Source organism: Pediococcus acidilactici, from assembly GCA_024970065.1.
Classification (GTDB): domain Bacteria; phylum Bacillota; class Bacilli; order Lactobacillales; family Lactobacillaceae; genus Pediococcus; species Pediococcus acidilactici_A.
Window position 1 is genome coordinate 1,601,300 of the sequence record CP103908.1, and the last position, 10,985, is coordinate 1,612,284.

Genomic DNA, 10,985 nt, shown 5'->3' on the forward strand with positions numbered 1-10,985 from the left:
GAAATAGCGTATCATTGGCACTCAAATATATTACCAAGTTTGACCACTCCTCGTCAATAGCAATTTTAAGAAAACCATTATAAAAAATAATTCTTTCACACCAAAAGGCCACACTGCGCGATTCGGTAACGCTTGCATTCAAAAAAATTCATGCACGACATTTCTACTCCGCACTTTTGCCATCACATTTCACATAATATTTTGGTTTAAGTTTGCTTACGTACCGGTTTTAGTTTTACACAATAAAAAGCCACGCTAAAAAGCGTGGCTTTTGCATATTTATATATTAATCAATTGGACGCATCGTTGGGAATAGAAGTACGTCACGAATTGAAGGAGCATCGGTTAGCAACATTACTAAACGGTCAATTCCAATTCCTAAACCGCCAGTTGGTGGCATCCCGTATTCCAAAGCTTCGATATAATCTTCATCGATTCCTTCTGCTTCTTCGTTACCAGCTTCCCGCTCTGCTACTTGAGCTTCAAAACGTTGCCGTTGGTCAATTGGGTCATTCAATTCGGTAAACGCATTTCCGTATTCGTTACCCAAAATGTACAATTCAAAACGATCGGTAAACCGCGGATCATCAGCGTTTTTCTTAGCCAATGGTGAAATTTCAACCGGGTGACCGTAGATGAAGACGGGTTGCTTCAATTGGTCTTGCACCTTATCTTCAAAGAACTCGTTGATAATGTGACCAACCGTCCACCATGATTCATATTTAACACCGTGTTCGTCAGCTAATTTACGAGCTTCTTCTACAGACATCTTTGGCCAGAAATCTACGCCCGCATACTTCTTAATCGCATCTACCATGTGCAACCGTTCGAAGTCTTGATTCAAGTCAAGTTCCGTGCCTTGGTACGTAATCTTACCATCATCTGAAACTGCGTTAACCGCCGCTTTTAAAATTCCTTCCGTTTCGTCCATTACGTCGTGGAAGTCGTAGTAAGCTACGTAAGTTTCTAGCATGGTGAATTCTGGATTATGCCGGGTGTCGATCCCTTCGTTCCGGAAAACTCGACCAATTTCATAAACGCGTTCCATGCCACCCACGATCAAACGCTTCAAATGTAGTTCCAAAGCAATTCGTAAGTACAAATCAATATCCAACGCATTGTGATGGGTAATGAATGGTCGCGCACTTGCTCCCCCAGCTTGAGTGTGGAGAACTGGTGTTTCTACTTCGGCAAAACCGTGGTCGTCCAAGTAGCGCCGAATTGCGGAAACAATCTTGGTCCGTTTGCGGAACCGTTCCATGCTTTCATCATTTGCAATCAAATCTAAATAACGTTGGCGGTAAATTTGCTCAACGTTTTGTAAACCATGAAACTTGTCGGGCAATGGGCGTAAAGCCTTGCTTAAGAAGGTCAATGAAGTAGCTTTAATGGTTAATTCTCCCATATCCGTCTTCATTACGTCCCCAGTCACTCCTAGGAAATCACCTAAATCAGCACGCTTAAAAATCTTGTAGACGTCTTCGCCTAATTCATCTTTCCGTACGTAAAGTTGGATCTTTCCAGAACGGTCCTTTAAGTCAGCAAAGCCGACCTTTCCTTTACCACGCTTCGAAACCATCCGCCCCGCAACGGTTGCGACAACGCCCTGTTCTTCGATTTCTTCTTTTGACATATCACCGTACTTTTCGTGTAGTTGTGCGGCTAAATGTGTTCTTTCAAAACGATGACCAAACGGATCGATTCCTTTGTCGCGTAATTCTTGCATCTTTTCACGACGCACCCGTAGTTGGTCATTCATGCTTGGTTGTTGCTTCTCGCCCACTATGTGATCCCCCTCTTTAGTTTTTCAAATATAATTATTACTTACCAAAACGGTAAATTGCAACCTTATTTCGCAACTCGGCTCATCCGGGATTCTAACTTTTCGATAAACCGGTCGAAAATATCAATCATTTCTTGCTCAGTTTCTGCAGCGTTTAAAGCTACCTTCGTCCGGGCAGAATGTGGTACTCCCTTCAAGTAGTAGGCAGCTTGACCCCGGAATTCACGTGGGCCGACGTTATCGCCCTTTAATTCGACTAAACCATGCAAATGTTCCTTAGCAATCTTAATCTTTTCTGCTGGAGTAGGTTCATCAATGATGGTCCCGTCATTAAGGTATGCTGCCACTTTTTGTAATTCCCACGGATTGCCTAAAACGGCCCGACCAATCATTACCGCATCAGCACCAACTTCATCTAACATCCGTTTAGCATCTTGCGGCGTCTTAACATCCCCGTTACCCATGAACGGGATGTGCAATTGGCTGGCAACTTCCTTTAAGATATCCCAATCGGCATGTCCAGTGTACATTTGTTTCCGGGTCCGACCGTGCATCGCTAAGGCAGCCGCACCAGCTCGTTCCGCGGCTAGGGCATTTTCCACCGCATAGATGTGCTTATCATCCCAACCAGTCCGCATTTTTACGGTTACAGGCTTTTTAACGGCGTCAGTAACGTAAGAAACCATCTCATAAACCTTATTAGGATCTAATAGCCAACGTGCTCCCGCATCCGTGTTAACAACTTTATTAACTGGGCAGCCCATGTTGATGTCAATAATGTCTGCGTCGGTGTTTTGGTCCACAAATTTAGCGGCTTCCACCAAAGTTTCCTTCGTCCCACCGAAAATCTGGATACTCATTGGATGTTCGTTGGGGTCGACTTGCATCATACTTAACGTTTTTTTATTACCGTAAATGATGCCCCGGTCCGAAATCATTTCGCAAACTACCAGTCCGGCACCAAACTGCTTGCAAATTACTCGAAAGGCCGTGTTCGTTACTCCAGCCATCGGTGCAACAACTAATTGATTTGGGATCGTTATGTCCCCAATTTTCCATTCCATTTTTTCACCTCATCAAACTTTTTATGCATGCAGAATATGATAGCACACAAAATTGTGATTGTGGAGGAGCACTAAGTGGACTCCTTACATAAATTGTAGCTAATTATTTTTCATCAATGATTTTTTGCAGATCAGCTTCCGAAAATTGGTATTGATTGCCACAGAACCGACAAACCGCTTGCGCTCCCTGGTCTTTATCAATCATTTCTTGCAGTTCCTCCGTGGGAAGTGAAGCTAATGATTGGGCAAACCGTTCTTTAGAACAGTCACATTCAAATTTAACATCCATTTTATCTAGGATTTTAACCTGATCGTCCTTAAAAATGTCATTTAAAATTTCTTCCGGAGTCTTCCCATCACGCAACATTTCCGAAATTAACGGGATTTCTTTAAGCCGTTGTTGCAACCGATCGATTGCATCATCCGTAGCATCCGGCATAACTTGAATCAAGAAACCGCCCGCTACGCCAACCGTTTCATCCGGGTTCACAAAAACCGATACTCCTACCGCCGAAGGAATCTGTTCAGATTGTGCAAGGTAGTAAGTAAAGTCGTCGCCAATTTCGCCAGAAACTAATCCAACTTGCCCGGTAAACGGATCGCCAAGACCCATATCCTTAGTAACTGCCATGACTCCTTGGTTGCCAACTGCTTGACCCACGTCAATATGGTGATCTTTTTTCAACGGCAAGGATACGTGCGGGTGTTGAAGATAACCTTTAACGGTTCCTTTGGCATTACCGTCCACCACGATGGTGCCCACCGGACCGCCACCGTTAATTTTTACCGTAAGCTTTTCTTCACCCTTTAAAACTGAAGAAGATAGCAATAGGGTCGCCGTTAACGAACGACCTAGCGCTGCCGTGGCTGCGCTCCATGAATCGTGGCGTTGTTGAGCCTCTCGAACCAAGTTAGTAGTGTTGACCGCGTACGCCCGAAACATTCCGTCATTGATAATACTTTTTATTAAATAATCGCTCATTGAGTATGCTCCTTCCGCAAAAAAATCGTGAGTGCATTGGGCAACCCACGATTCTTAAGCTATTAATTTGTTGAACCGTCGTCGTGATCCTCGTCATTTGGATAGTAAACGGTTGTGTCTTGATTGTCTTTATCGTTGGATTCCTTATCCTTAACCGAGTTAGCTGCTTGTTCATGACGTTCGGCTTCCTTGCGTTCTAATTCACGCTTAGCCTCTTCGAAAGTTGCGGCTTTCTCACTTGGAAATTCGGTATCCGATTTCTTTTCCGGCATCTTACCAGTCTTGAATAAGCTGAGAATTTGTTTTTCATCCAAAGTTTCATACTTAAGCAACGCTTCCGCAATAATCTTATGTTGTTCACGATGCTCTTGGATAATCTTGCGAGCTTGTTCGTAACCTTCGGTAGTAAAGCGCCGAATTTCTTCGTCGATGGTTGCAGCAGTCTTTTCAGAGTATGCCGGTCCACTTTCGCCATAGTAGGATTGGCCAGGTGCAGCTAATTCTACTTGACCGATCTTATCACTCATCCCGTACTGCATAACCATTGAGCGGGCAATTTGGGTAGCTTGTTCAAAGTCATTAGATGCCCCTGAAGATTGTTGATTGAAGATAATTTCTTCAGCAGCACGACCACCCATTAAACCAGCAATTTGTTCCATCGCGTCCTTCTTAGACATTAACATCTGGTCTTCACGCGGTAGCATAATCGCGTAACCGCCTGCGCGACCCCGGGGAACGATGGTAACTTTATGCACAACCCGGGCGTCGTTCAAGACTAACCCAACAATGGTATGCCCAGCTTCGTGGTAAGCCACCGTTTGACGTTCCTTCTTGCTGACCACCGCGTTCTTCTTCGCTGGTCCAGCAATTACCCGGTCTTCAGCTTCGTCTAAGTCCGCCGCGTCGATAACCTTCTTGTTACGCCGGGCAGCCAACAATGCCGCTTCGTTAAGCAAGTTTTCCAAATCCGCCCCTACAAAACCAGGAGTTTGTTTGGCAATCTCAGCTAAATCCACGTCGCTAGCAATTGGCTTGTTTTTCGCGTGGACGTGCAGGATGGCTTCCCGTCCGTTAACGTCTGGACGACCAACCAAAATCTTCCGGTCAAAACGGCCTGGACGAAGTAACGCAGGGTCCAATACGTCGGAACGGTTAGTAGCCGCCATAACGATTACTCCTTCATTACCGGTAAATCCGTCCATTTCAACCAGCAATTGGTTCAAGGTTTGTTCACGTTCATCGTGACCGCCGCCAGTACCGTTGCCCCGGCGCCGACCAACCGCATCAATTTCATCAATAAAGATGATCGATGGTGCGTTCTTTTTCGCTTGGTCAAATAAGTCCCGAACCCGGCTGGCACCGACCCCGACGAACATTTCTACGAAGTCTGAACCAGAAATTGAGTAGAACGGAACCCCAGCTTCACCAGCTACCGCCTTAGCCAATAAGGTTTTACCAGTCCCGGGAGGTCCCTCAAGCAGGACTCCGGCTGGAATCCGCGCCCCCAGTTGTACAAACTTCCGGGGATCTTTTAAGAATTCAACAACTTCAACTAATTCTTGCTTTTCTTCTTCTTCTCCAGCTACATCAGAGAAACGAACTTTATTTGCACTTTTATCTGCGGGTTTAACCTTCGATTTACCAAAGTTCATTACTCCTTTGCCAGCACCGCCTTGGCCGGCTTGTCCCATCATCATGTAGAAGATGAAAATAAAGAAGATTAATGGCAATCCCGTTACGAGGAGTTGAACCCAGAAGCTACTCGATTCCTCCTCCTTAGTGCTTACCTTAACTCCATCTGCTGATGCAGTTTTGGTAATTTGGGAGACCGTCGAGTCGTTCTGTAAGACCGAAGTTTGGAACCCGGTTACCTTACTAGATGAAACTGTTCCGGGGAATAACCCTGTGGCAGTATCATCCTCTTGCGCAGAACGATATTTACCAGTGATTTTATACACACCATTTGATGGCTGAATATCAAAACTTTTCACGTTGTCTTTTTTAAGCTGTGAAATAAACTCGCTTGACGAAATGGTGGAGGTTTGGTTATTGCCACCCTTGCCCACTACCGCAGCGATAATTCCCATAATACTCAAAAAAACTACGATATAGAAAAGACTATTTTTAAACAGCCCATTTCTGTTATTTTTCATGTAGTTCCTCCTTGTAAGGCATCAAGACGCATTAATTTTAATCTTGACTGTTGTCGATATAATATCACATTTGACTAACTTTGACCAATGTTTTTACTTATAAATTTCCGGCTTTAAAACACCTACGTACGGTAAATTGCGGTAATAACCTTGGTAATCTAGCCCATATCCGACCACAAATTCGTTTGGAACCGTAAAGCCCACGTAGTCAGCCGTAGCTTCCACATCGCGACCGGCAGGCTTATCCAAGAAGGTACAAATTTTCACGCTCTTTGCGTTACGGGAATATAGTAAATCCATTACGTATCGTAAAGTCCGGCCAGTATCCACAATATCTTCGATGATTAATACGTCACGGTCACTAACATCTTCGGAAATATCAGTAATTAATTCAACTTTCCCGCTTGACTTAGTGCCCCCGTTATAACTAGAAACATCAATAAAATCGATTTGTGCGTAACCATCAAATTCGCGGACCACGTCCGTTGTAAAAAACATTGCACCCGTCAATACGCTTAAAATCAACGGGCGTTTACCAGCATAATCCTTCGTCAACTGCTTACCTAAACGTTGGCAAGCTTCTTTTATATCCGCCTCACTGTACAAAACTTTGGCGATATCATTGTCCATGGGGACGTCCTCCAGTTCTATATTCCAAAATATATTGTGTTTGCGTTGCTAAATAGGGTTCTGCTAACCACGCCTGTCTTAGACCTAGGACCCACAAAACCCGTTGATCGCCATCCACAACTGCCCAAAAGTCTGCGCGTAACTCGCGGGGGATTTTTTGGTCGATTAACTCCCGCCGGACGCTTTTGTACTTTCCGTTTTTTAGGCGCAACCGATCTTCCGGGGTTGCTTGACGAACAAAAAGCGGTTGCTTAAGTTGATTGCTACTCAATATCATTGCTCCAGCAGCCGGCTCAGTGACGGGCTGGTCGCTAAGGCGAAATTGAGTGCGTTCATCCAAAGTTAACCACTTGTTCAATGTTACCATACGCTTTTTAGCTTGTTCACTTTTTACGGTCTTTTTTTTGATTATTTGTAACAAATCGTACGTGATTTCCAGTATGTAGCCGTTGCCGAGATCAATCGCTCCCTGTGCTAAATTGGTTTGATTAATAAATTCTAAAACTTCATCCAGCTTATTTTGCCCAATGGCAACTTCCGGACAAACCTCATTGGTCAACTGCTTAATTAGCTGCTTTTGCCATGACCGCGTTTGCGCCTTGAATTCTGACAGCCGATACTGATTACCTTGGCGAAGTTGTTCCAATTTTTGGTGACTAATTTCTGCAATTAACTGGGTTTCTTCCGCAATTTCGCTTTGATACTGGCCAATGTGTTCGATCACCCGTGGATTTTCTGCTTGTAAAGCCGGCAAAATTTGATTGCGCACCCGATTTCGCAAAAAATCATTTTGTTGATTAGTTTCATCTTCAAACCAAGTCAGGTGATTTTGTTGGGCGAGCGCCACTAGCGTTGGTTTACTAATCTTTAAAAATGGCCGCACTAACCGCCCGGACGCAAAATTTCGTTCTTCAGGGATTCCACGCAACTGGCTTAACCAGCCGCCCCGAATCACCTGCATCACAAAACTTTCCGCCTGTTCGGTAGCATTGTGCGCCGTCAAAAGCGTGCTGGCGTGATACTGGTACATTACTTTTGCAAAAAAGTCATACCGAAACCGCCGAGCCGCCGCTTCTACTCCCGTATCCGGATGCTGGTCTTGGGGCCACTTCGTAGTTTCCAATTTCAGCTGCCGATTTGCGCACCATTGCCGCAAAAATTCCTCTTCTTGCATGCTTTGGGGACGGAGTTGATGGTTGACGTGAGCGATAATTAGCTGCTCTTTGGCAAGGTGGGGCGCCGCTAAAAGGGCGTTCACTAATACCGTAGAATCCACTCCCGTAGAAACGGCCACCACCACCGGCGCTTGATTCAATTGATATTGGTTAACAATTTTTTCACCCAGCGCCTTTAAATTCATCATTAGTTACGCCGTCCCCCGCGGCCACCGCGCTTGCCATCCGTATTTTTCTTAAGCATGGAAAGTCGGGATTCACTGTCCTTTAAAAAGCCCGATAGCATTTGGTCAAACGATTCGTTTGAATGGTGTTGTTTTGCTTGGTGATTAGCTTGATGACTGAATTGCCGGTCGTCCCGTGAATGGTGGTATTCATGAGATTTCTTCGGTGCTGTCTGAGCTGGACGTTCCACCGCCTTACGAATTGATAAAGCAATTTTGCCATCATCAGCAATCGAAAGCACCTTCACCGTGACCGAATCGCCCACCTTAAGTACGCTGTGAATATCCTTAACAAAACTATCAGAAACTTCACTGATATGAACTAAGCCAGACCGATGCTCCCCTAAATCTACAAAAGCTCCAAAATTAGTGATTCCAGAAACTTTCCCATCTACCTTAGTTCCAACTTCAATTGACATAAATCCGTATGTTCCTCCTAAAAAATTTAATGTCTAATTATACCATTTCTTACCAGCTGCTTGCGAGTTGTCGACCCGGAAAAATTTATTTTCAATGACCCGTGAAAAGACTTGCGTGGGTTTGAAAAAATTTATGAAATTAGTTGGTGTTGAATAGCGAATAAAGAAAAAAGTGAAAAGCAACTTTTTGAAGTCTTGCTTTTCACTTTCATAATATTAACTATTTAATTGCGCTTAACCCATCCACGCTCGGCTTACACTACTTAGCATCATCAGGCAGATTATAAACCGTTTCGCCTTTTTTAGTGTAAAAGTATTTTGCCCGGATCAATTTTTCCAAATAATCTTCATCATTCATTTGCTTAACCTTGTCTTTTAGCTGCGTGTTTTCATCCTTCATTTTTGTATAACGCGCAGATTCCACCGCTAACTTAGCGTTCACGTTGTTCTGAGACACTTTTGCGTGGATGATTTGAAAAAGGAAGACCGCTGCCACGGCCGCAAAGACGCCTAAAATAAACAAAGCCCGTTTTTTACGTGCTCGTGCATACGGATTAGGTGCTCCGGTTGCCGTCCGGTAATTCATTTTGCTGTGGTCTTTTTTTTGATGGTGTTGATTATTTGTCATTGTTATATCCCCTTAATCACTTTTGATTATAACAACGCTTACCTAGCCTGTCCACGCATATTTACCAAGTTTTAAATTATTTTCTAAAATCCTGTTGATAATTTTCAGAAATAATCGTATACATGCGTTCTGCATCGTCTTTTTTAGTCGTATCTAGCAACTGTTCTACCCGGATCACCAAAGTTTTATTTCCAAAACGAATTTCGACTTGGTCGTTTGGCATTACGTTTGACGAGGACTTAGCTACTTTATCATTAATCAAAATCCGTCCCTGATCGGCAACTTCTTTTGCCAACGCCCGTCGTTTAATAATCCGCGAAACTTTTAAAAATTTATCTAGTCTCATTTAACCATCCTCTGTATTGTTCTTATTATTTTTTTACCAAAAGGAATCGTCAGCCATTCTCGCAGGGTGAATACGCGATTAATGAGCACAAAGCTTAGCCAAGTTAACGCACCCATTAGCGTAGCCACTGCCGTAATTATCAAGGCAGCGCCCCGACCGGTTCCCGCAATCATCAAGTGTAGAAAACCAGCCATCAGCTGAACGACGACGAACATTATCGCGTTTCCCACTAGCAGTTTCAGTAAAAAGTGATTTTCTAGGTAAACCCGCTTTAATAATCGCGCCGGTAAAGCCCAACTCATCGCAAAAGCAATGATAGCCAAACTAAGTACGGTCACCCAGCTTGCGCCATCAATTGACCAATGCCGCACTGCCCAGCCGTTGCAAAGCACCTTGACGCAGAGTCCCGCGAAAATTGCCCAAAAAGTCATTTTTAAGCGTCCCATACTTTGAAGAACGCTGTTATTAACAAATATCATTGCAGCCAATATTATGCTGAGATTGTAGATTGCTAAGGCGCCCGAGCCAGTTGAGCTACCGAACAACAGCCGGTTAATGAACGGCATTAAAGCAATCATTCCCACACTAGCTGCCGATGAAATTGCCACGGCCACCCGTATCAAAGAAGTTGCCGACCGGTAAAATCCACCAGTATCACGCTTTTGGAGCGCTTCGGTTAACGATGGTAATAACGTGGTTGCAAACGCAGTCGCAATTACCGTTCCAACTTGGACCAATGGTTGCGCACGATCATAGACCCCTTTTAAAGCCTTTGCAGCGTCTGGTAACATTCCTGATGCTACTAAGCTATTTTTCACCGTAAAGGAATCTACTAGTTGCAATAAAATAATCATCGCCGAAAGCAGGCAAATCAACCCACCTTCCACAATAAAACGTTTCCCCAGCTGTCTAAAAACGGACCATTTAAAATGGTGATTGCCTTCGCGCACAATTTTGCCGATCACCGGGATAAAAAACCAACTTGCCGCCACGGCCGCCACGGTGGAACTAGCCATCGCATACGCTCCCATTTTATAAACGGACCAGTCCTGACGAACCGTCAAAATCGCCACGAGAATGATAATGCTCACTCGAACGACTTGCTCGACCACTTGCGACTTAGCCGTAGGAAGGACGTCGTAGATGCCCTGGTAATATCCTCGGCCAGTCGCTAAAAGCGGCATTAGTAAAAACATGGTCGCCACCACCCGCAGCATCGGTGCTAATTGGGGATCCCCCATTGCCTGGGCAATGGGATGGGCGCCCCCGACTAATACCAAAAATATCGTGACGGAAAGTACTGCTAAGATCATCAAAGAATATTGGCTAAGCACCAACTTTTTTCTTTGATCAGGCTCCTCAGCAATGATTTTAGAAATAAAGTTGGGGTAGCCGTTAAGCGCAAAGGTCATCCCAATTCCGTAAATCGGATAGATTTGCTGGTATACGTAAAATCCAGTGTTGCCCACCAAATTTTGCAGTGGAATGCGGTATACGGCGCTTAAAATCTTAGCGATAATTGCGGCAACCGACAGGATAAATGCTCCTTGCATTACTTTTTGCTCGGTTATTTTTTTCAAA

10 protein-coding genes are annotated in these 10,985 nt (G+C 44.4%); all 10 read right to left on the reverse strand.

Annotated features, from left to right (window positions below; genetic code table 11):
• Nucleotides 1-286: 286 nt before the first annotated feature.
• Nucleotides 287-1,783, reverse strand: coding sequence for a lysine--tRNA ligase (gene lysS / locus NYR25_07720; protein UWF33462.1), 1,497 nt, complete (start codon nucleotides 1,781-1,783; stop codon nucleotides 287-289).
• Nucleotides 1,784-1,848: 65 nt separating this feature from the next.
• On the reverse strand, nucleotides 1,849-2,847 hold the full coding sequence (gene dusB, locus NYR25_07725) for a tRNA dihydrouridine synthase DusB (GenBank protein UWF33463.1): 999 nt from the start codon (nucleotides 2,845-2,847) through the stop codon (nucleotides 1,849-1,851).
• Between the two features lie 103 nt (nucleotides 2,848-2,950).
• The gene (hslO, locus tag NYR25_07730; GenBank protein UWF33464.1) at nucleotides 2,951-3,829 is read right to left on the reverse strand and encodes an Hsp33 family molecular chaperone HslO; all 879 of its coding nucleotides are present in this window, start codon (nucleotides 3,827-3,829) and stop codon (nucleotides 2,951-2,953) included.
• Nucleotides 3,830-3,891: 62 nt separating this feature from the next.
• Nucleotides 3,892-5,982 (reverse strand): ATP-dependent zinc metalloprotease FtsH, encoded by a 2,091-nt coding sequence (gene ftsH / locus NYR25_07735; GenBank protein ID UWF33465.1) that lies wholly within the window; start codon nucleotides 5,980-5,982, stop codon nucleotides 3,892-3,894.
• 93 nt (nucleotides 5,983-6,075) lie between these two features.
• Nucleotides 6,076-6,612 carry a hypoxanthine phosphoribosyltransferase gene (gene hpt, locus NYR25_07740; GenBank protein ID UWF33466.1) on the reverse strand — a complete coding sequence of 179 codons (537 nt, stop codon included), beginning with the start codon at nucleotides 6,610-6,612 and terminating at the stop codon, nucleotides 6,076-6,078.
• Nucleotides 6,602-7,975 carry a tRNA lysidine(34) synthetase TilS gene (tilS, locus tag NYR25_07745; GenBank protein ID UWF33467.1) on the reverse strand — a complete coding sequence of 458 codons (1,374 nt, stop codon included), beginning with the start codon at nucleotides 7,973-7,975 and terminating at the stop codon, nucleotides 6,602-6,604. Before tilS ends, hpt begins: the two co-directional genes overlap by 11 nt.
• Nucleotides 7,975-8,430 carry a S1 domain-containing RNA-binding protein gene (locus NYR25_07750; GenBank protein UWF33468.1) on the reverse strand — a complete coding sequence of 152 codons (456 nt, stop codon included), beginning with the start codon at nucleotides 8,428-8,430 and terminating at the stop codon, nucleotides 7,975-7,977. Before NYR25_07750 ends, tilS begins: the two co-directional genes overlap by 1 nt.
• A gap of 259 nt (nucleotides 8,431-8,689) precedes the next feature.
• A complete protein-coding gene (locus NYR25_07755) occupies nucleotides 8,690-9,058 on the reverse strand; it encodes a septum formation initiator family protein (protein UWF33469.1) in 369 nt (122 codons plus the stop codon).
• Between the two features lie 76 nt (nucleotides 9,059-9,134).
• The gene (locus tag NYR25_07760) at nucleotides 9,135-9,404 is read right to left on the reverse strand and encodes an RNA-binding S4 domain-containing protein (protein ID UWF33470.1); all 270 of its coding nucleotides are present in this window, start codon (nucleotides 9,402-9,404) and stop codon (nucleotides 9,135-9,137) included.
• On the reverse strand, nucleotides 9,401-10,984 hold the full coding sequence (locus NYR25_07765) for a polysaccharide biosynthesis protein (protein ID UWF33471.1): 1,584 nt from the start codon (nucleotides 10,982-10,984) through the stop codon (nucleotides 9,401-9,403). Before NYR25_07765 ends, NYR25_07760 begins: the two co-directional genes overlap by 4 nt.
• Nucleotide 10,985: the final 1 nt, after the last annotated feature.

Excerpts from the sequence above, each read along its gene's own strand:
- dusB (UWF33463.1), bottom strand. The coding sequence starts at position 2,847 with ATGGAATGGAAAATTGGGGACATAACGATCCCAAATCAATTAGTTGTT.
- hslO (UWF33464.1), bottom strand. The coding sequence starts at position 3,829 with ATGAGCGATTATTTAATAAAAAGTATTATCAATGACGGAATGTTTCGG.
- ftsH (UWF33465.1), bottom strand. The coding sequence starts at position 5,982 with ATGAAAAATAACAGAAATGGGCTGTTTAAAAATAGTCTTTTCTATATC.
- hpt (UWF33466.1), bottom strand. The coding sequence starts at position 6,612 with ATGGACAATGATATCGCCAAAGTTTTGTACAGTGAGGCGGATATAAAA.
- tilS (UWF33467.1), bottom strand. The coding sequence starts at position 7,975 with ATGATGAATTTAAAGGCGCTGGGTGAAAAAATTGTTAACCAATATCAA.
- NYR25_07750 (UWF33468.1), bottom strand. The coding sequence starts at position 8,430 with ATGTCAATTGAAGTTGGAACTAAGGTAGATGGGAAAGTTTCTGGAATC.
- NYR25_07755 (UWF33469.1), bottom strand. The coding sequence starts at position 9,058 with ATGACAAATAATCAACACCATCAAAAAAAAGACCACAGCAAAATGAAT.
- NYR25_07760 (UWF33470.1), bottom strand. The coding sequence starts at position 9,404 with ATGAGACTAGATAAATTTTTAAAAGTTTCGCGGATTATTAAACGACGG.